This window comes from Kocuria rosea subsp. polaris (assembly GCF_001483755.1).
GTDB lineage: Bacteria > Actinomycetota > Actinomycetes > Actinomycetales > Micrococcaceae > Kocuria > Kocuria cellulosilytica.
Map to the genome: position 1 here is coordinate 123,229 of NZ_LQBK01000042.1, position 24,488 is coordinate 147,716.

The 24,488-nt window shown below is 75.0% G+C and carries 26 protein-coding genes; 12 read left to right on the forward strand and 14 right to left on the reverse strand.

From position 1 onward, the window contains the following. Nucleotides 1-45 precede the first annotated feature (45 nt). Entirely contained in the window at nucleotides 46-435 is a 390-nt protein-coding gene (locus AVL61_RS17065; protein WP_058875514.1) for a YchJ family protein, read from the forward strand. A 10-nt stretch (nucleotides 436-445) separates the two neighbouring features. Here AVL61_RS17065 and AVL61_RS17070 read toward each other — a convergent pair whose 3' ends face one another. The 3 genes from AVL61_RS17070 to AVL61_RS17080 form a co-directional block, all read right to left on the reverse strand. Further along, entirely contained in the window at nucleotides 446-811 is a 366-nt protein-coding gene (locus AVL61_RS17070) for a VOC family protein (RefSeq protein WP_058875515.1), read from the reverse strand. A 9-nt stretch (nucleotides 812-820) separates the two neighbouring features. Further along, a complete protein-coding gene (locus AVL61_RS17075; protein ID WP_058875516.1) occupies nucleotides 821-1,684 on the reverse strand; it encodes an SDR family NAD(P)-dependent oxidoreductase in 864 nt (287 codons plus the stop codon). 139 nt (nucleotides 1,685-1,823) lie between these two features. Further along, complete coding sequence (locus tag AVL61_RS17080; protein WP_231738470.1) at nucleotides 1,824-2,864, reverse strand: AraC family transcriptional regulator; 1,041 nt, start codon at nucleotides 2,862-2,864, stop codon at nucleotides 1,824-1,826. Nucleotides 2,865-2,919: 55 nt separating this feature from the next. On the opposite strand from AVL61_RS17080, the gene AVL61_RS17085 reads away from it, so the two are divergent. Continuing rightward, on the forward strand, nucleotides 2,920-4,587 hold the full coding sequence (locus tag AVL61_RS17085) for a flavin-containing monooxygenase (protein ID WP_231738471.1): 1,668 nt from the start codon (nucleotides 2,920-2,922) through the stop codon (nucleotides 4,585-4,587). Next, nucleotides 4,584-5,549, forward strand: coding sequence for an alpha/beta fold hydrolase (locus tag AVL61_RS17090; RefSeq protein WP_058875517.1), 966 nt, complete (start codon nucleotides 4,584-4,586; stop codon nucleotides 5,547-5,549). The genes AVL61_RS17085 and AVL61_RS17090 overlap by 4 nt, the downstream gene beginning before the upstream one ends. 36 nt (nucleotides 5,550-5,585) lie before the next feature. On the opposite strand, the gene cysE is transcribed toward AVL61_RS17090, so the two are convergent. Both cysE and AVL61_RS17100 read right to left on the reverse strand, forming a co-directional pair. Next, the gene (cysE, locus tag AVL61_RS17095; protein ID WP_197412748.1) at nucleotides 5,586-6,413 is read right to left on the reverse strand and encodes a serine O-acetyltransferase; all 828 of its coding nucleotides are present in this window, start codon (nucleotides 6,411-6,413) and stop codon (nucleotides 5,586-5,588) included. Nucleotides 6,414-6,535: 122 nt separating this feature from the next. Continuing rightward, nucleotides 6,536-7,477: an ABC transporter substrate-binding protein gene (locus AVL61_RS17100; protein ID WP_058875519.1), complete on the reverse strand. Its 942-nt coding sequence runs from the start codon at nucleotides 7,475-7,477 to the stop codon at nucleotides 6,536-6,538. A gap of 273 nt (nucleotides 7,478-7,750) precedes the next feature. Here AVL61_RS17100 and AVL61_RS17105 point away from each other — a divergent pair, with 273 nt between their 5' ends. The 4 genes from AVL61_RS17105 (at nucleotide 7,751) to egtC (ending at nucleotide 12,255) form a co-directional block, all read left to right on the forward strand. Further along, a complete protein-coding gene (locus AVL61_RS17105) occupies nucleotides 7,751-9,100 on the forward strand; it encodes a dihydrolipoyl dehydrogenase family protein (protein WP_058875520.1) in 1,350 nt (449 codons plus the stop codon). Nucleotides 9,101-9,154: 54 nt separating this feature from the next. After that, the gene (locus AVL61_RS17110; protein WP_197412749.1) at nucleotides 9,155-9,973 is read left to right on the forward strand and encodes an alpha/beta fold hydrolase; all 819 of its coding nucleotides are present in this window, start codon (nucleotides 9,155-9,157) and stop codon (nucleotides 9,971-9,973) included. Between the two features lie 100 nt (nucleotides 9,974-10,073). Beyond that, nucleotides 10,074-11,426: an ergothioneine biosynthesis protein EgtB gene (egtB, locus tag AVL61_RS17115; RefSeq protein ID WP_058875521.1), complete on the forward strand. Its 1,353-nt coding sequence runs from the start codon at nucleotides 10,074-10,076 to the stop codon at nucleotides 11,424-11,426. Nucleotides 11,427-11,430: 4 nt separating this feature from the next. Continuing rightward, nucleotides 11,431-12,255, forward strand: coding sequence for an ergothioneine biosynthesis protein EgtC (gene egtC, locus AVL61_RS17120; protein ID WP_082697271.1), 825 nt, complete (start codon nucleotides 11,431-11,433; stop codon nucleotides 12,253-12,255). On the opposite strand, the gene AVL61_RS17125 is transcribed toward egtC, so the two are convergent. Both AVL61_RS17125 and AVL61_RS17130 read right to left on the reverse strand, forming a co-directional pair. Beyond that, nucleotides 12,207-13,370 (reverse strand): aminotransferase class V-fold PLP-dependent enzyme, encoded by a 1,164-nt coding sequence (locus AVL61_RS17125; RefSeq protein ID WP_058875522.1) that lies wholly within the window; start codon nucleotides 13,368-13,370, stop codon nucleotides 12,207-12,209. The genes egtC and AVL61_RS17125 overlap by 49 nt on opposite strands. Before the next feature lie 37 nt (nucleotides 13,371-13,407). Next, nucleotides 13,408-14,085: a haloacid dehalogenase type II gene (locus tag AVL61_RS17130; RefSeq protein WP_058875523.1), complete on the reverse strand. Its 678-nt coding sequence runs from the start codon at nucleotides 14,083-14,085 to the stop codon at nucleotides 13,408-13,410. A gap of 191 nt (nucleotides 14,086-14,276) precedes the next feature. Here AVL61_RS17130 and AVL61_RS17135 point away from each other — a divergent pair, with 191 nt between their 5' ends. Then, nucleotides 14,277-14,840 carry an NADPH-dependent FMN reductase gene (locus AVL61_RS17135; RefSeq protein ID WP_058875524.1) on the forward strand — a complete coding sequence of 188 codons (564 nt, stop codon included), beginning with the start codon at nucleotides 14,277-14,279 and terminating at the stop codon, nucleotides 14,838-14,840. Nucleotides 14,841-14,942: 102 nt separating this feature from the next. On the opposite strand, the gene AVL61_RS17140 is transcribed toward AVL61_RS17135, so the two are convergent. The 4 genes from AVL61_RS17140 to AVL61_RS17155 form a co-directional block, all read right to left on the reverse strand. Next, nucleotides 14,943-15,815: a spermidine synthase gene (locus AVL61_RS17140; protein WP_157571487.1), complete on the reverse strand. Its 873-nt coding sequence runs from the start codon at nucleotides 15,813-15,815 to the stop codon at nucleotides 14,943-14,945. Further along, nucleotides 15,812-16,357, reverse strand: coding sequence for a GNAT family N-acetyltransferase (locus tag AVL61_RS18305; RefSeq protein ID WP_082697272.1), 546 nt, complete (start codon nucleotides 16,355-16,357; stop codon nucleotides 15,812-15,814). Before AVL61_RS18305 ends, AVL61_RS17140 begins: the two co-directional genes overlap by 4 nt. Continuing rightward, entirely contained in the window at nucleotides 16,354-16,671 is a 318-nt protein-coding gene (locus AVL61_RS17150) for a thiamine-binding protein (protein ID WP_058875526.1), read from the reverse strand. The genes AVL61_RS18305 and AVL61_RS17150 overlap by 4 nt, the downstream gene beginning before the upstream one ends. Before the next feature lie 139 nt (nucleotides 16,672-16,810). Beyond that, complete coding sequence (locus AVL61_RS17155) at nucleotides 16,811-17,380, reverse strand: rhodanese-like domain-containing protein (protein ID WP_058875527.1); 570 nt, start codon at nucleotides 17,378-17,380, stop codon at nucleotides 16,811-16,813. 125 nt (nucleotides 17,381-17,505) lie between these two features. Here AVL61_RS17155 and AVL61_RS17160 point away from each other — a divergent pair, with 125 nt between their 5' ends. The 4 genes from AVL61_RS17160 to AVL61_RS17175 all read left to right on the forward strand — a co-directional run bounded on the left by AVL61_RS17160 (nucleotide 17,506) and on the right by AVL61_RS17175 (nucleotide 21,883). After that, complete coding sequence (locus AVL61_RS17160; protein ID WP_058875528.1) at nucleotides 17,506-17,763, forward strand: metal-sensitive transcriptional regulator; 258 nt, start codon at nucleotides 17,506-17,508, stop codon at nucleotides 17,761-17,763. A gap of 158 nt (nucleotides 17,764-17,921) precedes the next feature. Then, a complete protein-coding gene (gene pta / locus AVL61_RS17165) occupies nucleotides 17,922-20,015 on the forward strand; it encodes a phosphate acetyltransferase (RefSeq protein ID WP_058875529.1) in 2,094 nt (697 codons plus the stop codon). 58 nt (nucleotides 20,016-20,073) lie between these two features. After that, nucleotides 20,074-21,231, forward strand: a complete 1,158-nt coding sequence (locus AVL61_RS17170) for an acetate/propionate family kinase (protein WP_058875530.1) — start codon at nucleotides 20,074-20,076, stop codon at nucleotides 21,229-21,231. A gap of 145 nt (nucleotides 21,232-21,376) precedes the next feature. Then, a complete protein-coding gene (locus tag AVL61_RS17175; RefSeq protein ID WP_157571488.1) occupies nucleotides 21,377-21,883 on the forward strand; it encodes a hypothetical protein in 507 nt (168 codons plus the stop codon). Between the two features lie 66 nt (nucleotides 21,884-21,949). Here AVL61_RS17175 and AVL61_RS17180 read toward each other — a convergent pair whose 3' ends face one another. The 3 genes from AVL61_RS17180 to AVL61_RS17190 are packed head-to-tail and all read right to left on the reverse strand — an operon-like array spanning nucleotide 21,950 to nucleotide 24,380. Beyond that, nucleotides 21,950-22,516 carry a MarR family winged helix-turn-helix transcriptional regulator gene (locus tag AVL61_RS17180; protein ID WP_331457136.1) on the reverse strand — a complete coding sequence of 189 codons (567 nt, stop codon included), beginning with the start codon at nucleotides 22,514-22,516 and terminating at the stop codon, nucleotides 21,950-21,952. Then, nucleotides 22,513-23,196 (reverse strand): CE1759 family FMN reductase, encoded by a 684-nt coding sequence (locus tag AVL61_RS17185; RefSeq protein WP_058875532.1) that lies wholly within the window; start codon nucleotides 23,194-23,196, stop codon nucleotides 22,513-22,515. Before AVL61_RS17185 ends, AVL61_RS17180 begins: the two co-directional genes overlap by 4 nt. Beyond that, nucleotides 23,193-24,380 carry an LLM class flavin-dependent oxidoreductase gene (locus AVL61_RS17190; RefSeq protein WP_058875533.1) on the reverse strand — a complete coding sequence of 396 codons (1,188 nt, stop codon included), beginning with the start codon at nucleotides 24,378-24,380 and terminating at the stop codon, nucleotides 23,193-23,195. The genes AVL61_RS17185 and AVL61_RS17190 overlap by 4 nt, the downstream gene beginning before the upstream one ends. Between the last annotated feature and the right edge of the window lie 108 nt (nucleotides 24,381-24,488).

The following is a 24,488-nucleotide window of genomic DNA, read 5'->3' on the forward strand; positions in this document are numbered from 1 at the left end:
TCCGGGAGCGGGAGCGGGAGCGGGGCCGGTGAGAGGATCGGGGGCATGATCGACGACGACGCCCGCTGCCCCTGCGGCACCGGGGAGACCTACGGCGCGTGCTGCGGCCGCTTCCACGGCGGCCGCCCGGCGCCCACGGCGGAGCTGCTCATGCGCTCGCGGTTCAGCGCCTTCGCCGCCGGGGACGAGTCCTATCTGCTGGCCACGTGGCACCCGGCCACGCGCCCGGACGCGGTGGGCCTGGACCCCGCGCTGCGCTGGACCCGGCTGGACGTCCACGGGACCACGGGCGGCGGCCCCTTCGACGACGAGGACCGGGTGGACTTCACCGCCCACTGGCGCGGCGCGGGCGGCGCCCGGGGGACCCAGCGGGAGAGCTCCCGGTTCCGGCGCGAGGACGGCCGGTGGTACTACGTGGACGGAGTGGTCGCCTGAGCCCGCCGGGTCAGGCGTCCTCGGCATCGGCGAGCACGCAGAACTCGTTGCCCTCCGGATCGGCCAGCACCACCCAGGTCACCTCGGGGCCCTGCCCCACGTCCACGCGGCGGGCGCCGAGGGACTCCAGCCGCGCGACCTCCGCGTCCTGGTCGGTGTCCACCGCGCGCAGGTCGAGGTGCAGCCGGTTCTTGACCGTCCGGGGCTCGGGGACGAGCACGAAGTCGAGGTGCGGGCCGCGGCCCTCCGCGGGCACGATCCCCACGTAGCCCTCGGCCTCGCCGTGGACGACGTAGCCCAGGGCGGCGCACCAGAAGCGGGCGAGGGTCTCGGGGTCCCGGCAGTCGACGGCGACGGCGGACAGCGTGCTGGTCATGCGCCCAGCCTAGGCCCGGCGCCGCCGCCCGGGAAGGCGCTGCAGGAGCCGCGGCGCGTGCCGCAGGACCGGCCAGTAGGAGCCCGGCAGGAGCCGCGCCACGAGGTCCGGCAGCACGGCGCTGGGAGCCACGAGCAGCCGTCCGCGGCGCCGCTCCACCGCCCCCAGGATGTCGGCGGCCGCCCGCTCCGCCGGATAGATCAGCAGCCCCGCGAAGTCCTCGCGGTCCTTCCGGGCCCGCTCCTCGGGCACACCGGCCGGGGTGCGCGCGGTCTCGGCGATCCGGGTCCGGACCCCGCCGGGGTGGACCACGGTGACCCCCACCCGGCCCGCCAGCTCGTGGCGCAGGCCCTCGCTGAACCCGCGCAGGGCGTACTTGCTCGCGGAGTACGCCACCTGCCCGGGCGGGGCGATGAGGCCGAACAGGCTGGAGAGGTTGACCAGGTGGCTGCCGGGGGCGGCGAGCAGGGCGGGCAGCAGCTCGCGGGTGAGCACCACGGGCGCCCGGAAGTTGATGTCCATGAGCCAGTCGAACTCCTCGGCGGAGACCTGCTCGAAGGTCCCGCCCAGGCCCACCCCCGCGTTGTTGACCAGCAGGTCGATCCGCGGGTGCTCGGCGCGGATCCGCCCGGCCACGCCCGGCAGCGCGGACAGCTCGGCCAGGTCGGCGAGGACCGTGCGCACCGGCAGGTCCGGGTGCCCGGCGCGGACCGCCCCGGCGACTCGCTCGAGTCCCGCCGCGTCCCGGTCGAGGAGCACCAGGTGGGTGCCGCGGGCGGCGAGGCCGTGGGCGAGCTGCTCGCCGATGCCGGAGGCGGCGCCGGTGAGCACCGCGGTGGCGCCGGGGAAACGGAAGGGTGCGGACGGGGACACGGGCTGCTCCTGGGGTCGTGGCGGGGGCCGGGACGGGGTCGTGGCGCGGGGCGGGCGCGGGGCCCGCTGTCCAGTGTGGGGGCGGACCCGCGCCGCCGCTTGACCCTCCGCGACAGGAAGTTGACGTCCTGCGACACCGTCAGGCGGCCCGGACGCCCCGGCGGCGGACGTCCCGCGGCGGGGCGCCCCACCATCGGCGGGCGCACCGGGTGAGGGCCGAGGACTCCGAGAGCCCGACCAGCCCGGCGATCTGGCCGAGGGGGACGTCGGTGCTGGTGAGCCAGCGCAGGGCGGCGCTGCGCCGGGTCTCGTCGAGCACGGCGCCGAAGGTGGTGCCCTCCTCGGCGAGCCGGCGCTGCAGGGTGCGGGGGTGCAGGTCCAGCGCCCGGGCCACGGCCTCGATCTCCGGGGCCGCGGTGCCGAGCAGCTGCACCAGCACGCCGCGGACCCGGGGCGCCCACGCGGAGCCGGCCCCGGGGAGCTGGGTGTCGAGGAAGGCGAGCGCCACCTGCCGCACCCCGGCGTCCCCGTGCAGCGGCCGGGCGAGCGTGCTCGTGGGCAGGCGCAGGAGGACCTCGGGGCGGCCGGTGCGCACGGGCGCCCCGAAGAACTCCTCGTAGGCCCGCAGCGGCGCCGCCGGCCGGTGGGCCAGCTCGACCGTGCGCAGCCCGTAGCGGCCTCCCACCAGGGAGGTCAGGGCCCGGTGCAGCAGGCCCAGGCCGAGGTCGGTGCCCTGGGGGCTGCCCCGCCCGGGGTCCCGGGCGGACGCGGCGGACCCGCCGTAGCGCACCGCCGTCACCCCGCGGGCGCCGTAGGGGTCCTGCACCAGCGCCAGCTCGAGGGACGGGGCGTGGACGAACAGGTAGCGGGAGGTGCACTCGAGGGCGTCGCGGACCGTCTCCGAGTGGCGGGCGGCGAGGGCGAGCGGGCCGAGCACGCCCGGGTCCTGCCGGGCGGCGACCCGCAGCCCCAGGTCGGGACAGCCCAGCTCCCGGGCGGCGGTCTCGAGCACCCGTCCCACGGCCCGCTCCGGCACCAGGAGGTCGTCGGTGTCCAGGGCGGCGCGGGGCAGGCCGGCGGCGTCGGCCAGGGCCTCGGCGCTGCCGCCGAGCTCCGCGACCGCGGCGCGGAAGCCGCGCAGACCCGCGGACCGGATGACCGTCATGTCGCCCAGGGTCAAGCATCTGTCGTCCAGCGTCAAGTCTTCCCCCAGGGCGCCGGGTGATCCTGGAACCATGCCAGCACCTTCCACGGCCGGAGGGATCCCCGGCGGGATCCCCGGCGCCATCCCCGCCGAGCCCCTCCGCGACGCCTCCGGCGACTCCCCCGAGAACTCCCGGGGGAGCTCCCGCGGGAACTTCCCCGGTGACCGCTCCGGCGACTCCCCCGGTGACCGTTCCGGCGGGACCGACCACCGGGACGTCGTCGTCGTCGGGGCCGGCCTGTCCGGCATCGGCGCCGCCTACCGCCTGCAGACCGAGTGCCCCGAGCTGTCCTGCGCGGTGCTGGAGGCGCGGGACGACCTGGGCGGGACCTGGGACCTGTTCCGCTACCCGGGCGTGCGCTCCGACTCCGACATGTTCACCCTCGGCTACTCCTTCAAGCCGTGGCGGGACCCGCAGTCCATCGCCGACGGACCGTCGATCCTCGCGTACATCCACGAGACGGCGCAGGAGTTCGGCATCGACCGGATCCTGCGCCTGCGCACCAGGGTGGTCTCCGCCGACTGGTCCGGGGCCGAGCAGCGCTGGACCCTCGGCCTCGAGGTCCGCGACGAGGACGGGGCCGTGCACGAGCGCACCATGACGTGCTCGTTCCTGTACTCGTGCGCCGGCTACTACGACTACGACCGCGGCCACGACCCCGTGCTGCCGGGCCTGGAGGACTTCCGGGGCCGGGTGGTGCACCCCCAGTTCTGGCCCGAGGACCTGGACTGGACGGGCCGGCGCGTGCTGGTGGTCGGCAGCGGCGCCACCGCGGTGACCCTGGTGCCGGCCATGGCCGCCGAGGCCGCGAGCGTCACGATGCTGCAGCGCTCCCCCACGTGGATCAGCGCCGTGCCCGGGCGCGACCGGCGGGCCGACGCGCTGCGCCGGGTCCTGCCCGCGGGACTCGCCCACCGGGCAGTCCGGGCCAAGAACATCCTGTTCAGCACGGCCGTGTACCAGTTCTGCCGCCGCCGCCCGGCCGCGGCCCGGCAGTTCTTCACGTCCCGGGCCGCACGGATGCTCGGCTCGGAGGAGCTCGTGGCCGAGCACTTCACCCCGTCCTACGACCCCTGGGACCAGCGGCTGTGCGCGGTGCCCGACGCGGACCTGTTCAAGGCCCTGCGGAAGGGGCGGGCGGAGGTCGTCACGGACACGATCGACACGTTCGTGCCGGAGGGCGTCCGGCTGAGCGGCGGCCGGGTGCTCGAGGCCGACCTCGTGGTCACCGCCACGGGTCTGCGGCTGCTTCCCTTCGGCGGGATCGTCCTGACCGTGGACGGGACGCCGGTGGAGCTGTCCGAGCAGTTCGTGTGGAACGGGGCGATGCTCACCGGCGTGCCGAACTTCGCGCTGTGCATCGGCTACACCAACGCGTCCTGGACCCTGCGCGCCGACCTCACCCACCGCCTGGTGTGCAAGGTGCTGCGGCACCTGCGGCGCCACGACGCCGGGGCCGTGGTGCCCCGCGCGCGCCGGGAGATGGCCGAGCACCCGCTGCTCGACCTCAGCTCCGGCTACGTCCGGCGCGCGATCGACGCGTTCCCGCGCCAGGGCGACCGGCACCCGTGGCGGGTGCGGCAGAACTACCTGCTGGACTCCGCGACCACGCTGCGCACCCCGCTGTCCCGGACCCTCGACCTCGTCCCCCGCACCGCGGCCCGCCGCGGTGCCCGCCCCCAGGAGGCCCGCGCATGACCGGCCGGCACACCCCGCGCCCGGCGGCGGACGCCGCTCCCGCGGACGCCCCCGCCGGGGACGTCCCGGCCGGGGCGCCGCACACCACGACGACGACGGTGCAGGTCGCCGGACGCCCCGTGCGCATCCGCCGCTCCGGCGCGGCGGAGGCCCCGCCGGTCGTGCTGCTGCACGGCATCGGCCGCAGCCTGGAGGACTGGGCGGCCGCCCACGAGCTGCTGGCGCGGGACCACCGCGTGCTCAGCATGGACCTGCCCGGCTTCGGGCTCACCCCCGCCGGCCCGGAGAAGCCGGGGCTCGGGACGTTCGCCCGCGCCGTGGTCGGCGTGCTCGACGCGCTCGGCGAGGACCGGCCGGTGCACCTCATGGGCAACTCCCTGGGCGGCGCCGTGGCCATGACCGTGGCCGCCGAGCACCCCGAGCGGGTCGCGGGGCTGCTGCTCGCCAACAGCGCCGGGTTCGGCCGGGAGGCCAACGTCTCCGCCCTGCCCATGGTGTGGGCCGCCCTGTCGCGGCTGCCGGTGGTGGGCCGCCGCTTCCGCCCGCTCGCGCGGGCCGCCGCAGTGCGCTCGAACCAGAGCTGCTTCTTCGACCCCGCCCTGGCCACCCCGGAGCTGCTCCGGCACGCGGCGCTGGTGGGCTCCCAGCCGGACTTCCGGGCCACGTTCCTGGGCACCTACCGCAGCATCGGCCTGCCGGTGGTCGGAGTGCTGCCGGGGTGGCGGCGGGCCCTCCTGGAGCGGGTGCGGGCGTCGGGCCTGCCCGTGCTCGTGGTGTGGGGCGACTCGGACGCCGTGCTGCCCGCCCACCACGCCGAGGCTGCGGCCGCGGCCCTGCCGGAGGCCCGGCTGCACGTCTTCCCGGAGACCGGCCACATGCCCCAGATCGAGCGGACCGAGGAGCTGGTGGCGCTGGCCCGGGAGTTCGTGGCCTCGGTCGAGCAGGCTCGCGCCGCCCGCTGACCCCGCCGGGCGCCCCGGCCCCGGCTCATGCAGCCGTCAGATCTCGTAGTCGAGGGACTGGTCCATCGACTCGGCGGGCGGTTCACCGGCCCGGCACCGGACGACACGGGCGGGCACCCCCACCGCCGTGGTCCCCGCCGGGACGGGGGCGAGCACCACGCTGCCCGCGCCGACCTTCGCCCCGTCGCCGACGGCCACGTTGCCGAGCACCTTGGCCCCGGCGGACAGGAGCACCCCCGAGCCGATCTTGGGGTGGCGGTCCCCGGTCTGCTTGCCCGTGCCCCCGAGCGTCACGTTCTGCAGGATCGAGACGTCGTCGCCGACCACCGCGGTCTCGCCGATGACCACCCCGGTCGCGTGGTCGATGAAGACCCCCGACCCGATGGCGGCGCCGGGGTGGATGTCCATCGAGAAGACCTCCGAGACCCTGCTCTGCAGGAACATGGCCGCCAGCGGGCGCTGCCGGTGCCAGAGGTGGTGCGCCACCCGGTGCACCTGCAGCCCGAGGAACCCCTTGGCGAAGAGGTAGGGGACCAGCACGCTGGGGTACGCGGGATTGCGGGCCACGCTGGCCAGCAGGTCCACGGCCGCGCTCTCCGCGATGGCCGGCTCCGCGGCGAGCGCCTCCGTGAACAGCACCACGAGGTCCTCGCGGGTCACGTGCTCGTCGGCGATCCGGTGGGCCATGAGCCCGGACAGGCTCTGCTCGAACGAGTCGCACTCCGCGACGACGGCCCGCATCAGGCCCTCGAGGCTGGGCTCCTGCGGGGACGCCGCGCTCTCCCGGAGCATCTCCCACACCGCGGACACGCCGAGTCGTTCCTTCATCTGCTGCATCGTTGCTTCCTTTCCGTGCTCGCTCACGCTGGCTTCCTCTCCGTCCTCGTTCCGGACCCGATCCGGCGCGGGGTCCCGGGGTCGTGGGCCCGGGTCGGTGTCCGCGGGCCTGCTCCGTGCGTGGGCCCGATCCGTCCGTGGGCCCGATCTCAGTACCCGTTGGCGGAGAGCCACTCCTCGGCCGCCTCGGCCGGGTTGACCTGGTCCTGGCCGCTGACCTTGCGGTTCAGCTCGATGAGGTCCTCCGTGCTGAGCTTGCCGGACAGCTCGTTGAGGGCGTCCACCGCCTCCTGGGGCAGCCGGTCCTCGGCCGTCAGGGGCACCACCTGCTGGGCGATGAAGTTGTTCTCCGGGTCCTCCAGCACCACGAGGTCGTTCTCCACGATCGAGGGGGTGGTGCTGAAGATGTCGGCGACGTCCGCGTTGCCGTCGAGCAGCGCCTGGAGGGTCAGGGGGCCGCCGCCGTCGTTGATCGGCTCGAAGGACTTCGGCACGCACCCGTAGTTCTGCTCGAGGCCGTCGAGGCCGTAGGCCCGCTCGGCGAACTCGGGGGTGGCCGCGAGCACCAGCTGGTCGCAGACCGCCGCCAGGTCGGCGATGCTCGTCAGCCCGTACTGCTCGGCGGTCTCCGGGGTGACCACCAGGGTGTCCTTGTTCTGCGCCTCGGCCGGCTCCAGCACGGTGAGCCCCTCGGGAAGAGCGTCCGGCAGGGCGTCCATGATCTCCTCGGCGGAGCTCGCGGTGGCCTCCGGGTCCGCGAAGAGCAGCAGGTTGCCGGAGTAGTCGGGGATCACGTCCACGGCCCCGTCCCGGACCGCGCCGACGTAGGCCTCGCGGGAGCCGATGCCGAGGTTCATCTCGGTGTCGACCCCGGCGGACTCCAGCGCCCCGGCGTAGAGGTGGGCCAGGATCTCGTTCTCCGGGAAGTCCGCCGAGCCCACGGTCACGGTCCCGGTGGCGCCGTCCTCGGAGCCCTCGTCCCCGGCGAGGGGGTCGCCGCCGCCTCCGCAGGCGGTGAGGCCCAGGAGCAGGGCGGCGCCCAGCACGGGTCCGGCGGCACGGCGGGTGCGGGAGGGGGAAGCTGCGGTCATGGTCGTTCTCCTGGCGGTCGGTGGTCGGGTGGCGAGCCGGCCGTGGGGATCCTCCCTCTGCCGCGCGGCCAGTATATGGGCGCTCCCGGGACCGGGGGCGGTCCCGCCCGGCCGTCCGCTCCCCTGGACCTCCGCGGGGAAAGGTGCACACTGGGGTCGGGCCTGCCGCCACGGCGCTCCCACGGCGCGCACCCCCCGGGACCCAGAAGTTCGATCCAGGAATCCCAGCGCGGAACCCGAGCAGGGATCCGGGCAGGAAGAAGAGGTACAGACATGAGCGAGCACTTCGACGTGGCCGTGCTGGGCATGGGCCCCGGCGGTGAGGTCGCGGCCGGCCGGCTCATCGCGGCCGGGCAGAAGGTCGCGGTCCTCGAGCGGGAACTGATCGGCGGGGAGTGCGCCTACTGGGCGTGCATCCCGTCCAAGACGGTCCTGCGGCCCGTGGAGGCCCGCACCGAGGTGCGGCGGACCCCCGGGATGTCCGGCCCGGAGCCGGACTGGGCCGGGGCCCGCGAGTACCGCGACGTCATGGCCCGGCACCTGGACGACTCCGCCCAGGCCGAGAGCTACGCCGAGCAGGGCGCCACCGTGATCCGCGGAGCAGCACGGATCACCGGTCCGGGCCGGATCCGGGTGGGCGAGCGGGAGATCACCGCCGAGCACATCGTCGTCGCCACCGGCTCCCAGGCCGTCGTCCCCCCGCTCGAGGGCATCGAGGAGATCACCGCGTGGACGAACCGGGAGGCCTACACCGTCCGCGAGCTGCCGGGGCGCGCGGTGATCGTCGGCGGCGGGGCGGTCGGGATCGAGAAGGCCACGTTCCTGGCCGGCTACGGGGTCGAGGTCACCCTCGTCCACCGCGGCCCCCGGCTGCTGGACCGGGAGGAACCCCGGGTGGGGGAGCTCCTGCACAGCTGCCTGGCCGAGGCCGGCGTGGACGTCCGCCTGCGGGCCTCGGCCACCGGCGCCCGGCGCGTGGGCGAGGACAGCGTCCTGACCCTCGACGACGGGACCGAGGCCGCCGCCGACGTCGTCATCCTCGGGACCGGCCGCAGGCCCCGCACCCGGGACCTCGGCTGCGAGGACGCCGGGGCGCAGCTGGGCGAGCACGGCGAGGTGCTCGTCGACGAGCACTGCCGCGCGGCGGAGAACCTGTGGGCGATCGGTGACGTCACCGGCGTCATGCCCTTCACCCACGTGGCCAAGTACCAGGGGCGGATCGCCGCCGACGCCGTCCTCGGCCGGCCCCGACCCGCGACCTACGAGGGGATCCCGCGGGTGGTGTTCGCCGACCCGGAGATCGCCGCCGCCGGGCTGACCGCCGAGCAGGCGAAGCGGCGCGGGATCCGCACCGCGGCCGTGGAGCTGGACCTGGCCCGGTCCCTCGCCCGCCCCTGGACCTACGAGCGGGACCCCCGCGGACACCTCGGCCTGCTGGCCGACGCAGACCGGGGCGTGCTGATCGGGGCGTGGGCGGTCGGGCCGATGGCCGGGGAGTGGATCCACCAGGCCGCGCTGGCCGTCCGCACGCAGCTGCCGCTGGACGTGCTGCGGGACCAGGTCGCCCAGTTCCCCACCTACCACGAGGCCTACCAGGCCGCCCTGGACGAGCTCGACGCCTAGCGGGAGGATCGGAGGAGGACGCCCGTCCCCGGCCCGACAACGAGAGGAACCCCCGTGGAGCACCCCCTGGAGCGCCGGCAGGTCGACGTCGACGGCACCGAGCTGTCGTACCTGACCGCGGGCGACGACGAGGAGCGGCCCCTCGTGCTGCTGCACGGCACCTTCTGGAGCCGGGTCTGGCAACCGGTGCTGCCGGACCTGGGGCGGATCCGCCGGTGCATCGCCCTGGACCTGCCGGGGTTCGGCGCCAGCGCCGGTGAGCTCGATCCCGAGCAGGCGACCGTCCCGGCGCTGGCCCGGACGGTGCTGGACGCCGCGGACGCCCTGGGCGTGGACGACTTCGACCTGGCCGGTCACGACATCGGCGGCGGCATCGCCCAGCACCTGGCCGCCACGACCGACCGCGTGCAGCGGATGGTGCTGATGAACTCGGTGATGTTCGACTCCTGGCCCGTCCCGGCGGTCGAGCGCTTCCGCGATCCCGGGGTCAGGGCCGCCACCACCGTCGAGGACCTGCTCGCGGCCCGCGCCGCGTCCACCCGCCGCAGCACCGTGCGGGAGCTGAGCGACGACGAGCTGGCCGACTACCTCTCCCCCTGGCACGAACCGGCCAGGGTCCGGTCGTGGACGGCGATGGCGGCCGCCGCCGACCCCCGCTGGACCCTCGACGTCGTGCCCGCGCTGCAGCGGAAGGCCCTGCCCACGCGCCTGGTGTGGGGCCGCGACGACGAGTTCCAGAGGATCGGCTTCGCCCGGCGCTACGTCGAGGAGATCCCCGGCGCCGACCTCGTGGAGGTCGCGGGCAAGCACATCCCCACCGAGGACTCGCCGCGGCAGGTCGCCGACGCCATGACCGAGCACCTCACCGGCTGACGCCGGACGCCGGCCGGTGCCCCGCCGACGAGCGGCCGGCGCGCCGGCCCGGCACCGGAGACCTGCTGGACGACACCCCCGAGGACGAGGAGCACGCCGCATGAACCACACCGATCCGCGCACGGACGCCGCAGGGACCCCCTCGGCGCTGAAGGAGCGCATCGCCGCCGAACTGGAGCGGTCGCGCCGCCGTGTGCACGCGCTCACCGCGTGCGACGACGCCGAGCTGCTCGCCCAGCACTCCCCGCTGATGTCGCCGCTGGTGTGGGACCTGGCGCACGTCGGCAGCCAGGAGGAGCTGTGGCTGGTCCGCGACGTGGGCGGGCTGGAGCCCCTGCGCCCGGAGATCGACTCCCTCTACGACGCCTTCGAGCACTCCCGCAGCTCCCGCCCGTCGCTGCCGCTGCTCGACCCGGCGGAGTCCCGCGCCTACATCGGCGAGGTCCGGGCCAAGGCCCTCGACATCCTCGACCGCGTGCCGCTGGAGGGCTCGCCCCTGCTGGAGTCCGGCTTCGCCTTCACGATGATCGTCCAGCACGAGCAGCAGCACGCCGAGACCATGCTCGCGACCCACCAGCTGCGCACCGGGGCGCCGGTGCTGCACGCGGAGCCGCTGGACGCGGCCGTGCGCGCCCCCCGGGGCACGGGCCTGCCGCGGGAGGTGCACGTGCCCGCGGGCTCCTTCACCATGGGCTCCTCCGTGGACCCGTGGGCCCTCGACAACGAACGCCCCGCCCACGAGGTCCACGTGCCCGGCTTCTGGATCGACACGCGGCCGATCAGCAACGCGGACCTCGCGGGCTTCGTGGCGGACGGCGGCTACGACCGGGAGGACCTGTGGAGCCCCGCGGGCTGGGCGCACCGGCAGCGGACGGGGATCAGCGCCCCGGGGTTCTGGCGGCGCGAGGCCGGGCAGTGGTGGCGGCGGCGCTTCGGCGTCGTCGAACCCGTGCCCGGCGACGAACCGGTGCAGCACGTGTCCTACTGGGAGGCCGAGGCGTACGCCCGGTGGGCCGGACGCCGGCTGCCCACGGAGGCGGAGTGGGAGAAGGCCGCCCGCTGGGACCCGGCCACCGGCCGGTCCCGGCGCTTCCCGTGGGGGGACGAGGAGCCGACGACCCGCCACGCCAACCTCGGCGGGACGGCCCTGCGCCCGGCGCCGGTGGGCTCCTGCCCCGCCGGCGCCTCGCCGCTGGGCGTGCACCAGCTCATCGGGGACGTGTGGGAGTGGACCTCGAGCGACTTCCTGCCGTACCCGGGGTTCCGCGCGTTCCCGTACCGGGAGTACAGCGAGGTGTTCTTCGGGCCCGAGCAGAAGGTGCTGCGCGGCGGGTCCTGGGCCACGGACCCGGCGGCCTGCCGCGGCACGTTCCGGAACTGGGACTACCCCGTCCGGCGGCAGATCTTCACCGGCTTCCGCACCGTGCGCGACGCCGCGGCCGAGGGGCGGTAGCCGGGTGTGCCGCCACCTGGCCTTCCTCGGCCCGCCGACGTCCCTGGCGGATCTCCTCCTGGCCCCTGAGCACGGGCTGCTCACCCAGTCCTGGGCGCCGCGGCACCAGCGCAACGGCCTCATGAACGCCGACGGGTTCGGCGCCGGGTGGTACGCCCCCGGTCATGCCGTGCCGGCCCGGTACCGCAGGGCGGTGCCGATGTGGGCGGACTCCTCCTTCGCCGACGTGGCCCGGGTGACCACCAGCAGGGCGGTGCTGGCCGCCGTGCGCTCGGCCACGCCGGGCACCACCCCCGACGAGGCCGCGGCCGCCCCCTACACGGACGGCCGGTGGCTGTTCAGCCACAACGGGCGCGTCGACGGCTGGCCGAGGTCCGTGGAGAAGCTGGCCGCCGCCCTGCCCCCGGTCCGCCTGCTGGGCCTCGAGGCGCGCGTCGACTCCGCCCTGCTCTGGGCCCTGGTCCAGGAGCGGCTCACCGGTGGGGCCTCGGCACCGGAGGCACTGGCCGCCGTGGTCCAGGACGTCTCGGCGCGGACCACGGGCCGGTTCAACCTCCTGCTCACCGACGGCACCACGATCGCCGCCACGGCGGCCGGGGACACCCTGTGCTGGCGCCGGGACGGCTCCGGGACCGTGGTGGCCAGTGAGCCCTCCGACGACGGGCCCGGGTGGCACTGCGTCCCGGACGGGTCCGTGCTCACGGCCACCCGGGAGCACGTGCACGTGGGCCCCATCGCCTCCGCCCGGACCGGGCACGCCCCCGCTCAGGACGGTGCCGCTCAGGACAGTGCGGCAGCCAGCCGGTCGAGCTCCTCCTCGGTGTTGTAGTAGTGCACGGAGGCCCGCACCGCCACGGTCTGCTGCTCGGGGCCCGGGTCCAGGACGTGCTCGGCCGCCGACGGTGGGAGCGGGGCGGTGGAGACGGTGATCCGCTGCCCGGCCAGGTGGGCCTGCACCCGGTCGGGCGGCCGGTCCCGCACGGAGAACGTCACGATCCCGCACCGGACGAGGCCCCGGTCGTGCACCTGCACCGTCGGGACCGCGGCCAGCCGGGCGCGCAGGGACTCCGCCAGCGCGCGGACGCGGTCCCGGATCGGCTCCGGCCCGACCTCCAGGGCGTGCTCTACGGCCCGGCCCAGTCCCAGCCGGGCGGCCACGCCGGTCTCCCAGCTCTCCAGCAGCCGGGCCCGGCCCTCGACGGCGCCGGGCCCCGAGGACCGTCGGTCCAGCAGTTCGGGATCCAGCCGGTCCAGCAGCTCCCGGCGGACGTGGACGAAGGCGGTGCCCCGCGGTCCCCGCAGGAACTTCCGGCCCGTGCCGACCAGGACGTCGCAGCCGAGCTCCTGCACGTCCAGCGGCAGCTGCCCGGCCGACTGGCAGGCGTCCAGGACGAACGGCACCCCGGCCGCGCGGCAGGCCCGGCCCACCTCGGCCGCCGGCTGGACCTGCGCCCCGCCCATGGGCACGTGGGTGAGGGCCACCATCCCGACGTCGCCCCGGTCCAGCTCGCGCCGCAGGTGCGCCACGTCCACCTGGCCGTGCGCGTCGTCGTCGAGCACCACCAGCTCCAGGCCGTCCCGGCGGGCCAGCCGCCGCAGGACCAGGACGTTGTGCCAGTACTCCGAGCGTCCGAGCAGGACGCGCGGGGCGGCCGGCCGGAGGCGGGACACGGCGGCGGCCCACGCGGTGGACCCGCTCTCCAGCACGGCGATCTCCCCGGGCGAGGACCCGATCAGCCGGGCCAGCGACGAGTAGACCGCCTCCAGGCGCTCCGCGGCCTCGGCGGCGGCCGCGTACCCGCCGACCAGCTCCTCGCGGCGCAGGTGGGCGACCACGGTGTCCGCCACGGACCGGGGCATCAGGGAACTGCCCGCGCTGTCCAGGTGGGTGACGTGCGCCGTCCCCCGGGTGTCCTGCCGCGCCGCGTCCACGTCGATCGCCATGGTCCCGTCCTCTCGAAACGGTCGGCCTCCCCCGGGTTCAGCCGCGCGAGCGCGCGAGCTGCTCGGCCAGCGCCGGCAGATCGGGGGCCTCCAGGTCCGGGCGCGCGAAGTACCCGGGGTACTCGGCGCCCGTCCGGTTGATCCAGGCGGTGCGCAACCCGGCCTCGTGGGCGCCGTGGATGTCCCAGGGGTGCACCGCGATCAGCAGCATGTCCTGCGGGTTCGTGCCGCGACGGGTGGCGGCGTAGTCGTAGGCGGACCGGGCCGGCTTCCACGCCGGCGCGTCCTCGACGCTGAGCAGCTCGGAGAAGTGCTCCCGGACCCCGGCACTGCTCAGCAGCGTCTCGGCGACCTGGGCGGCCCCGTTGGTGAGGGTGATCAGCTCGGCGACCTGGTGCAGGGCCTTGACCCCGGCCACCACGTCGGGGTGCACGTCCAGGCTCTTGAAGGTGCCCATGATCCGCTCCACGGACTCACCCGGTGCGGTGACCCCGTGCTCGCTCAGCAGCCGGTGCAGGCTGTCCTGGGCGATCTCGGCGAAGCCGGTGTTCCCGCCGGCGGCCGTCACGGCGAAGCCGTCGCGCAGGATGCCGGCGAACCACGTCCGTGACAGGCCCGCCGCCACTCCTTCCTGCTCGAAGGCCTGACCCAGCGGAGCCAGGTCGGAGAGGGTCTCGTTGACGTCGAACACGATCAGGTCCGGGGTGGTCGCCATGGTGCTGCCTCGCTTCTCCTCGCTGCGGCCCCGGCCCGGAGCGGACCGGCGTGCCGCCGAGCCTACGCGGTGCCGGAACCCGGCGGCACCGGTCTTCCCTTCCCGCGCCCGGTCACTACGCTGAGGAGCGAGGTGCGCCGCACCGTGCGCGCCCCGATCGCACCAGCAGCCGAGGCCGAAGGAGTCGCCCTGTGACCCGTATCGCCGTCATCGCCGGAAGCACCCGCCCCAACCGCAACGCGAGGACCGTCGCCGACTGGGTGCACGAGCACGCCCAGGACCGCACCGACGCGCAGTTCGACCTGGTCGACATCGCCGACCAGCACCTGCCGCTGCTCGACGAACCGATGCCCCCGGCCACGGGGCAGTACTCGAAGGAGCACACCAGGGCCTGGGCGGAGAAGATCGCCTCCTACGACGGGTTCGTCTTCGTCACCCCGGAGTACAACCACTCCGTCCCGGCGGCGCTGAAGAACGCCGTGGACTACCTGTACGCGGAGTGGAACAACAAGTCGATCGGCTTCGTCAGCTACGGCAGCGCCGGCGGCACCCGCGCCGTGGAGGCCTGGCGGCTCATTGCGGCCGAGCTGCAGATGGCCGACGTCCGTGCCCAGGTCTTCCTGCCGTTCGGCTCCGAGTTCGACGACGACTTCGCCTTCACGCCCACCGAGGAGGCCGCCGGCGCGCTGCAGACCGTCTTCGACCAGGTCGTCGCCTGGGCCGAGGCGCTCGCGCCCCTGCGCGGCCGGCCGTAGGGCCGGCGCCCCGCCGCGAGCGGGCAGCGGACGGCGCCCGCCCGCCGGCGCCGCCCCGGGAGCACGGGGCGCGCCGGACCGCGCGCAGGGTGCGCGCGGTGCTCAGGGGTCCCGGCGCGGCGGGGTGCCGCCCGTGAACGAGCGCACCCACGCCTCGTCCTTGTACTGGGCGGGCACCGCGCCGCCCAGCAGCTCCCGGCCCAGCGCGGCCGCTCCGGGCGAGCCCTCCAGCGGCAGCGGCGCGGCGGAGGCGGCGAGCACGATGTTGCCGTAGCGGCGGCCCTTGAGCATCGCCGGGTCCGCCACGGCGGCGACGTGCTCGAAGACCTCGGACAGCGCGGCGAGCTCGGCGCGGGCCCCGGCGAGGTCCCGGGTGTCGCCGCAGTTGAGCACGTACAGCCCGCCAGGGGCCAGGACGCGCCGGACGTGCCGGGCGAACTCGACCGTGGTCAGCGGCTCGGGGGTCACGGCGCCGGCGAAGACGTCGCGGACCACCACGTCCCGGGTGGCGGGGCTCAGCGACTCCGTGACGGCCCGCGCCTCCCCCACCCGGATCCGCAGCAGCGGGGCCCGCGGGAGGTCGAACCACTCCCGGACCAGCTCGGCGAGCCGGCCGTCGAGCTCGACCACCACCTGCCGCGCCGCAGGGTGGGCATGGGCGAGGTACCGGGCCAGGGAGCAGGCACCGCCGCCGAGGTGCAGGACCCGCAGCCGCTCCGGATCCAGGTGGACGTCCACGTGGGTGTGCACGAGCGCGGCGATCCAGCGCATGTACTCGAAGTCGAGCCGCTCGGGGTGCTCCGGGTCCACGTGGGAGGAGGGGACGCCGTTGACGTGCAGCACCCAGGAACCGGGGGCGTACGCGTCCGGCACCAGTTCGGCGGTTCCGGTCGAGATCTCGTAGGACCCGGCCGCCGGGCCGGTGGGCCCAGCGGGCGCCGGCACGGCCCGTGAGCGGCGGGACGCCCGGCTCACGCGGGTTCCCTCCGCAGCATCCGGTGCATGTGCTGCCCGGCCCACGGCCCGCCGGCGGGGAAGGACTCGGCCAGGGCCCGGAAGCCGTGCTTGGCGTAGAAGCGCTCGGCGCGGGCGTTGCCGTCCATGATCCACAGGTAGGCGTCCGCGGGGCCGAGCGCGGCCTCCAGCAGCGCGGCGCCGAGGCCCGTGCCGTGGACGGCCCGGCGCACGTAGAGCTGGAACAGCTGCCGGGGGACCAGCGGGGCGGGCACCCCGGCGCGCCCCTCCCACGCGGCAGGGGCCGGGCCGGCCGAGACCAGCCCGAGCGCGGTGCCGTCGTCGTCGTCGACGGCGAGAAGGGTGCGCACGTGCGGGTCGGCGAGGAGGGCGCGGTCGTAGCCGGCGGTGCGCCCGGCGGCGGCCTGCTGCCGGTCGGCGAAGGCGTCGCCGAAGAGCGGCCGGTAGGTCTCGTCGAGGCAGTGCAGGTGCAGGGCGGTCCAGGCCTCGGCGTCGGACGGCCCGGCGGCCCGCAGGGGGACCGCCGCGGGGACAGTGCTCAGGACTCTATGGCCTGCCGCTGGATCGCGGCCTCGAGGCGCTCGACCTTGCCCTGCAGCTCACCGGTGTGCCCGGGGCGGATGTCGGCCTTGAGCACCAGGGAGACCCGGGGCCCGTAGTCGCCCACCACCTCGGTGGCGCGCTTGACGACGTCCATGACCTCGTCCCACTCGCCCTCGATCGTGGTGAACATGGCGTCGGTCTCGTGCGGCAGGCCGGACTCGCGGACCACGCGGACGGCGGCGGCAACGGCGTCGTGGACGGAACCGCTCGGGTTCTCGCCACCGGACGGGGAGACGGAGAAGGCAACCAGCATGCCCCCATCCTCCCACCCGGCGGCGTCCGGGTGAACCCCGGGGACGACGACGGCCCCGCCGCCACGCGGACGGCGTGGCGGCGGGGCCGGTCGCAGGGCCGGGCGGCCCGTGGCTCGGCGCCGGATCGATCCCGGCGGCTCACTGGGCGGCGAGCTGCTCCAGCACGGCGTCCTTGGAGGGATCCTTGGCGCCCTGGTTCCAGGGCATCTTCGAGAGCACGTTGGCCATGGCGCAGGTGTTGGACAGCGCGGAGTACGCGAGGCCTCCGCCGACGCCCGCGGCGACGGCGCGCAGCTTCGGCGAGACGAGCTGCCCGCCCACGACGCTCGCCAGCACGAGCGAGCCGGCGACCATGCGGACCTGGCGGTCCATCGCCCAGGTCGAGGCGCCGCGGACGACCGCGCCGCCGGCCTTCTCGAAGTCGTCGACGGTGCCGTCGACGACGTAGGCGTTCTCGGTGCCGACCGAGGAGAGGATCTCCTGGGCGCGGGAGGCACGGGCGCCCGAGCGGCAGATCAGGGCGACCTTGCCGCCGAGGGCCTCGGCGATGTCCTTGGCGTGGTCGGCCACGAGGTCGACGGGGACGTTGTAGGCGCCGTCGATGTGCTCGGCGGCGAACTCGGCGGCGGAGCGCACGTCGAGGACGGCGACCTCCTCGCCGGAGTCGATCCAGGACTTCAGTTCGGCGGGGGCGACTTTCGAGGTCATGCGGCAGTTCCTTCCGGAGGTGGCGGTGGGTGTGACTCCATGATGCACCATACCCCCCTGGGTATGCAAGATCCCCCAGGGGGTATACAATGGTGGAAGCCCACCACCACACCCAGGAGCGCCCCGTGCAACTCGATCCCCAGGACCTCACCCCCACCATCAACCGCCTCAAGCGGGCCCAGGGCCAGCTCGGCGCCGTCATCCGCATGCTCGAGGAGAGCCGCGACTGCAAGGACGTGGTGACGCAGCTGTCCGCGGTCTCCCGCGCCCTCGACAAGGCCGGCTTCAGCATCATCGCCACGGGCCTGGACCAGTGCCTGCGCCAGGAGGACCCGAGCCTGGACAAGGCCGAGCTGGAGAAGATGTTCCTCTCCCTGGCCTGATCCCCGGCCTGATCCCTGGCCTGGGCGGGACAGTCCGGGCGGACGGCCCCGCCCAGGGGCAACGGTGCGACCACCGGCGCGATTCCCGCCGGGACCTCCGGGGGGCGGGCCCTACACTGGGCACGGACCCAGCCCGACCGTCGGAGGACCCCGCCACCATGACCCAAGGCATCTACGTCAGCGCCATGACGCCGCAGTCCGGCAAGTCGCTCGTGGCCCTCGGCCTGGCCGACTCGCTGTTCCGCAAGACGGACCGCCTGGGCTACTTCCGGCCCGTCCACCTCGGGGAGACGCCGGCGGAGGACCCGATGGTGCAGCTGATGAAGCGCAACTTCGACCTCCCGGACGAGCGCTGCCGCGGCGGCATCTCCCTGGCCCGCACCCGCGAGCTCCTCGCCGCGGGGGACCACGACGAGCTGGACGCGATGGCCGTGACCGTCTACGGCGAGATGGCCCGGCACTGCGACGTGGTCGTGGTGGACGGCACCGACCTCCTGGCGCACAACGCGGCCACCGCCGAGTTCGACATGAACGCCCGGATGGCCAACAACCTGGGCGCCTCCGTCCTGGCGGTGATCGGCGCCGACGAGTCCGAGAGCCCCGAGGACGTGCTGAACGCCATCGAGGTCACCCGCGCCGAGCTGAACCAGGTGCGGTGCGACATCTTCGCGGTCATCGTCAACCGGGCCCGCCCCGACTGGGTGGAGCGGATCGAGCACAACGCCGCCCGCGGCGTGCGGGGCCTGCCCGTGTACGTCATCGCCGAGAACGAGGCGGTGGCCGCCCCCACCGTGGCCGAGCTGCGGGACCGGCACGGCTTCGGGGACGGCCCGTCCACGGTCTCCCTCGACCGCGACGTCAAGGGCGTGAAGATCGCCGCGATGACCGTGGGCCACTACCTCGAGCAGCTCGCCGACGGCGACTTCGTCATCACGCCGGGAGACCGCTCCGACATCGTCGTCGCGTCCCTGGCCTCCGCCCTCTCCCCCGCCCTGCCCGTCCCCTCGGGGATGCTGCTGACGGGCGGCTTCGACACCGAGGGCCGGATCCGGGAGCTCACCGCCGCGGCGCCGTTCCCCGTGCTGACCACCGGGCTGGACACCTACCGCGCCGCCCGCGAGGTGTCCCGGACCCGGGGCACCCTCTCCGGGGCGCACCCGCGCAAGGTCGCGGCCGCGCTCGGCGAGTGGGCCCGGCGGGTGGACGGCGAGGAGCTGGTGAGCCGGCTCGACCTGCCCCGCCCCGCCAAGCGCACGCCCCTGCGCTTCCTGCACGAGCTCGTCGAGACCGCCCGGGCGGAGCGGAAGAACATCGTGCTGCCCGAGGGCGAGGACCCCCGCATCCTCCGGGCCGCCGAGATGATCCACCGCCGCAACTTCTGCGACCTCACGATCCTGGGCGACCCCGGGCGGATCGCCCAGCTGTGCCAGACGGAGGGCATCAACCTCGACTTCACCGAGGACGGGCTGACCCTCGTGGACTTCGAGCACGACGAGGAGCTGCGCGAGAAGTACGCCGGGGAGTACGTGCGGCTGCGCGCCCACAAGGGGATGCAGCAGGAGACCGCCCTGGAGCGGATGCTCGACGGCTCCTACTTCGGCACCATGATGGTGCAGCTGGGGGACGTGGACGGCATGGTCTCCGGCGCCGCGCACACCACCGCCAACACGATCCGGCCCGCCCTGGAGTTCGTGAAGACCTCCGAGGGCGTGAAGATCGTCTCCTCCGTGTTCTTCATGCTCCTCGAGGACCGCGTGCTGGTCTACGGCGACTGCGCCGTGAACCCCAACCCGGACGCGCAGCAGCTCGCGGACATCGCGCTCGCCTCCGCCCGCACCGCCCGCCGCTTCGGGGTGGAGCCGAAGGTCGCGATGCTGTCCTACTCGACCGGCGGCTCCGGCTCCGGCGAGGACGTGGACAAGGTCCGGACGGCCACCGACATCGTGCGCGGCGCCGACCCGGAGCTCGAGGTCGAGGGCCCCATCCAGTACGACGCCGCGGTGGACGCCTCGATCGCGGCCTCCAAGCTGCCCGGCTCCACCGTGGCCGGCCGGGCGACCGTGTTCGTCTTCCCGGACCTCAACACCGGGAACAACACCTACAAGGCCGTCCAGCAGTCGGCCGGCGCCGTGGCCGTGGGCCCGGTGCTGCAGGGGCTGCGCAAGCCCGTCAACGACCTCTCGCGCGGCTGCACCGTGGACGACGTCGTCAACACGGTGGCGATCACCGCGATCCAGGCGCAGGGCATGTGAGCCGGCCCGGCACCGCGTGCCCCACCGTCCCCGTCCGCACCGCCCCAGGGAGTCCTCCATGCTCGTGCTCGTCGTCAACTGCGGCTCGTCCTCGCTCAAGTACCAGGTCCGGGAGCTCGAGGCCGGTGCGGACGGCGGGACGGTGCTCGCCTCCGGGCTGATCGAGAACATCGGCAGCTCGCAGATCGAGGACCACACGCAGGCCCTCGAGCTGCTCGCCCAGCGCCTCGAGGTCGAGCTGGAGGGGCGCACGATCGACGCCGCGGGCCACCGCGTGGTGCACGGCGGCGAGCGCTTCTCCGCCCCGGTGCTCGCCACGAACGAGATCATCCGCGACATCGAGCGGCTGGTCCCGCTGGCGCCCCTGCACAACCCCGCCGCCGTCCTCGGCCTGCGGGCCGTGCAGAAGACGTGGCCGCACCTGCCGCAGATCTGCGTGTTCGACACCGCCTTCCACCGCACGATGCCCGAGCACGTGTGGCGCTACGCCGTGCCGGAGGAGTTCTACGAGCACTGGGGCATCCGCCGCTACGGGTTCCACGGCACCTCCCACGACTGGGTGACGGGGCGGGCCGCGCAGTTCCTGGGCGTTCCGCGCGAGCGCTTCAGCTGCGTGGTGGCGCATCTGGGCAACGGCGCGTCGGTGACGGCGGTCAAGGACGGCGCTTCCTACGACACGTCGATGGGCTACACCCCCCTGGCGGGGCTCGTCATGGGCACCCGCACCGGGGACCTGGACCCGTCCGTGGTCACCGCCGTCCTGCGCCGGGACCCGGGGATGACCGCCGAGCGGCTCGACGCCGTGCTCAACAAGGAGTCCGGCCTCCGGGCGATCGCCGGCGACCACGACATGCGTGCCGTCCAGGAGGCCGCGGACCGCGGCGACGAGCGCGCCGAGCTCGCCCTGGAGATGGCCGCCCACCGCCTGGCGAAGTACGTGGGCGGCTACCACGTGGCCGTGGACGGGGCGCAGGCGCTGGTCTTCACGGCCGGCATCGGCGAGAACGCCTCGGCCTTCCGGGCCCGCGTCTGCTCCCGCCTGGGTGCCCTCGGCGTCGTGCTCGACGACGACGCCAACGCCGCCCGCTCCCGGGAGGTCCGCCGGATCTCCGCGCCGGACTCCGCGCTCGAGGTGCTCGTGGTGCCCACCGACGAGGAGCAGGCGATCGCGGCCGCGACCGCGGCCCTCGTGGCGGGCGGCCGGCCCGGCGCCTGAGCGGCTCGGGGCGTCACGGTCCGCCGCACAGGCCGCAACCGGGCCGTCAGGTGTTCGCGAAAGCGATTCCGGCGGATAGGTTCGGTGCTGGGCCCTGCCCGGGCCCCTTCCCCGTGACGGATCCTTGCGCCAGGAGGCACCGACGATGTCCCAGCAGCCCCACGAACCGCGGGCCCACGGCGGCCCGCCCCCGCCCGGAGCTCCGCCCTACGCGAAGGACCGCTCGCCCCGGCCTCCGGTGACCGCCGACCTGCGGCTGCTCCTGCGGCTCACCGTGGCGTCCTTCGTGATGGCGCTCCTCGGCAGCGCGGTGGGCTTCCTCACGGCCCCGGAGCAGGCCACGGCCACGGCGCTGGGCCCGGCGTTCGACACGATCGTCCTCGTCGGCTCCGTGCTGCTCGGGCTCGGCGTCACCGCCGGGCTCTACGCCCTGGTGTACTTCCCGCTGCGCGAGCAGCGGCAGTGGGCGTGGATCCTCGGCATCGTCCTCGCGTCCATGGCGCTCCTGGGCACCCTGGCCAACGCCGCGCTGCTGCTCGTGGTGCCCGCCGGCGTCTCGGCCGGTCTCCTGACGGGCGCGCTCAAGGCGGTCGTGGACGTGGCCTGGCTCGTGGTGGCCGTCCGCCCCGGTGTGCGAGCCGCCCTGCGCTGACCGGGCCGCGCTGCGCCGATCGGATCAGGCCGGGCTGCCGGCCCGGATGCCGCGGGCGTCCCGCCCTCAGCCCAAATTCCGGGCCAGCCGCTCCATGACCGCCGCCAGCCGTTCGGCGTCGTCCCCCTCGAGCGCGCCGAGGAACAGCTCCTCGACGTCGCGGGCGTGGGCGGGCCGCAGGCGGCGGAAGGCTCGCTGCCCCTCGTCGGTGAGCTCGGCCTCGAGCCCGCGCGCGTCCTGGGCGCAGCGCCGCCGCCGCACCCAGCCGCGCTTCTCGAGCACGCCGATCTGGTAGCTGAGCCGGCTCGGGGAGAACACCATCCGCTGGGCCAGCTCCCCCATCCGCAGCCGGTGGCCCTCCGCGTCGGTCAGCAGCAGCAGGACCTGGTAGTCCATGAGCGAGCAGCCGTGCTCCTTGAGCCGGGCCTCGATCTCGGTGGTGAGCCGCGCCGTGGTCTCGAAGTACAGCTGCCAGACCTGCCACGGGCGGGAGCTCTCCTCCGGCGCGCCCTCCGCAGGAGCGCCCTCTGCAGGAGCGCTCTCCGCAGGGGCGCCGGCGGAGGGGGGCCCCGCGGAGGGAGGGTCCGTGGAGGGAGCACCCGCGGACGCGGCGCCGCCCGGCAGGGCGGTCACCGTCCGGCCCGGGCGAGCAGGTCCGCGAAGTCCGGGACCTGCTCGTACCCGTCCTCCCGCTGCGGGCGCCGGGCCCCGGCCGGAACGGTGCCCGCCGTGCGCCCGGCAGGCTCGGCGCCCGGGGCGACCGCGCGCGCCAGCTGGGCCCCGGCCCGCCGGATCCGGGCGTCGAGCGTCTCCCCGGCCCAGTCCTCGGTGGCCGCGTACACCCCCATCGGCAGCACCAGGGCCTTGAGATGGGCGAACAGCGGGCGCATGGCCGAGTCGAGCATCAGGGAGTGCCGCGCGGTGCCGCCGGTGGCCGCCACCAGGACCGGCAGGTCCTCGAGGACCCCCTCCTCGAGGAGGTCGAAGAAGGACTTGAAGAGTCCCGAGTAGGAGGCCTTGTACGTCGGCGTGGCCGCGATCAGGGCGTCCGCCCCGGTGACGGCCTCCAGCGCGCTCCGCAGCTCCGGACCGGGGAACCCGGTGAGCAGGTGGTCGGCGATCGCATGGGCCAGCGGGCGCAGGTCCACGCGCTCGATCCGCACCGGCGTCCCCTCCAGGGCGTCGCGGGCCGCCTCGGCGAGGTGGCCGGCCAGCAGCGAGGTGGCGGACGCGTCCGACATCCCGGCCGAGACCACCGTCAGGGTGAGCGGGCGCGCCGCGCCGGGCTCCGGCGTCGTCGTGGGGGCGCTCATCGGCGGGCCCCCTCCGCGGTCGTCCCCGCGCCCCGCTCCGCGGCCTGCGCGGCGCGGGCGCGCCCGGCGGGCGAGTCCTCGGCGCCGCCCGGCACCGGGTCCTGGCCGTCGCGGCGGCGGGCCACCAGCGAGGCGTGGGTCGGGGCCTCGGGCACGTGGGCGGGCTTGAGCGCGGCGAACTCCCGGCGCAGCACCGGCACGACCTCCTCGCCGAGCAGGTCGAGCTGCTCCAGGACGGTCTTCAGCGGCAGGCCCGCGTGGTCCATGAGGAACAGCTGGCGCTGGTAGTCGCCGGCGTAGTCGCGGAAGGCGAGGGTCTTCTCGATGACCTGCTGCGGGGAGCCCACGGTCAGCGGCGTCTGCGTGGTGAAGTCCTCCAGCGAGGGTCCGTGGCCGTAGACCGGGGCGTTGTCGAAGTAGGGGCGGAACTCCCGCACGGCGTCCTGGGAGTTCCGGCGCATGAACACCTGGCCGCCCAGGCCCACGATCGCCTGGTCGGCGGAGCCGTGGCCGTAGTGCTCGTAGCGGGCCCGGTAGAACTCCACCATCCGCCGGGTGTGCTCGGCGGGCCAGAAGATGTTGTTGTGGAAGAACCCGTCGCCGTAGTACGCGGCCTGCTCCGGGATCTCGGGGGAGCGGATGGACCCGTGCCACACGAAGGGAGGCACGTCGTCGAGCGGGCGCGGCGTCGAGGTGAAGCCCTGCAGGGCGCTGCGGAACCGGCCCTGCCAGTTCACCACGTCCTCCCGCCACAGCCGGTGGAGCAGACCGTAGTGCTCGACCGCCAGGGGGATGCCCTGGCGGATGTCCTGGCCGAACCACGGATAGACCGGGCCGGTGTTGCCCCGGCCCATGGTGAGGTCCACGCGCCCGCCGCTCAGGTGCTGCAGATAGGCGTAGTCCTCGGCGATGCGCACCGGGTCGGTGGTGGTGATCAGCGTGGTGGCCGTGGACAGCTGGATCCGCTCGGTCTGCGCCGCGACGCTCGCCAGCAGGATCGGCGGATTCGCCGGGGCCACGAACGGCGGGTTGTGGTGCTGGCCCGTGGCGAAGACGTCCAGGCCCACCTCCTCGGCCTTTTTCGCGATCTCGACCGTGGCCCTGATCCGCTCGTGCTCGGTGGGGGTGCGCCCCGTGGTGGGGTCCTCGGTGACGTCCCCGATGGTGAAGATGCCGAACTGCATGCCGTCCTCCTGCTCCGCGGCGGCGCCCGGCCGGACATCCCCGCACAGTTGCTTCAAATTTGAACTACTCCGTACAAGGAATCCCCGGGGCGGGTTATTCCCGCCCCG

Coding starts and splice junctions, on each gene's coding strand:
- AVL61_RS17065 (WP_058875514.1), top strand. CDS start 46: ATGATCGACGACGACGCCCGCTGCCCCTGCGGCACCGGGGAGACCTAC.
- AVL61_RS17070 (WP_058875515.1), bottom strand. CDS start 811: ATGACCAGCACGCTGTCCGCCGTCGCCGTCGACTGCCGGGACCCCGAG.
- AVL61_RS17085 (WP_231738471.1), top strand. CDS start 2,920: ATGCCAGCACCTTCCACGGCCGGAGGGATCCCCGGCGGGATCCCCGGC.
- AVL61_RS17090 (WP_058875517.1), top strand. CDS start 4,584: ATGACCGGCCGGCACACCCCGCGCCCGGCGGCGGACGCCGCTCCCGCG.
- AVL61_RS17100 (WP_058875519.1), bottom strand. CDS start 7,477: ATGACCGCAGCTTCCCCCTCCCGCACCCGCCGTGCCGCCGGACCCGTG.
- AVL61_RS17105 (WP_058875520.1), top strand. CDS start 7,751: ATGAGCGAGCACTTCGACGTGGCCGTGCTGGGCATGGGCCCCGGCGGT.
- egtB (WP_058875521.1), top strand. CDS start 10,074: ATGAACCACACCGATCCGCGCACGGACGCCGCAGGGACCCCCTCGGCG.
- AVL61_RS17125 (WP_058875522.1), bottom strand. CDS start 13,370: ATGGCGATCGACGTGGACGCGGCGCGGCAGGACACCCGGGGGACGGCG.
- AVL61_RS17130 (WP_058875523.1), bottom strand. CDS start 14,085: ATGGCGACCACCCCGGACCTGATCGTGTTCGACGTCAACGAGACCCTC.
- AVL61_RS17150 (WP_058875526.1), bottom strand. CDS start 16,671: ATGCTGGTTGCCTTCTCCGTCTCCCCGTCCGGTGGCGAGAACCCGAGC.
- AVL61_RS17155 (WP_058875527.1), bottom strand. CDS start 17,380: ATGACCTCGAAAGTCGCCCCCGCCGAACTGAAGTCCTGGATCGACTCC.
- pta (WP_058875529.1), top strand. CDS start 17,922: ATGACCCAAGGCATCTACGTCAGCGCCATGACGCCGCAGTCCGGCAAG.
- AVL61_RS17170 (WP_058875530.1), top strand. CDS start 20,074: ATGCTCGTGCTCGTCGTCAACTGCGGCTCGTCCTCGCTCAAGTACCAG.
- AVL61_RS17175 (WP_157571488.1), top strand. CDS start 21,377: ATGTCCCAGCAGCCCCACGAACCGCGGGCCCACGGCGGCCCGCCCCCG.
- AVL61_RS17185 (WP_058875532.1), bottom strand. CDS start 23,196: ATGAGCGCCCCCACGACGACGCCGGAGCCCGGCGCGGCGCGCCCGCTC.
- AVL61_RS17190 (WP_058875533.1), bottom strand. CDS start 24,380: ATGCAGTTCGGCATCTTCACCATCGGGGACGTCACCGAGGACCCCACC.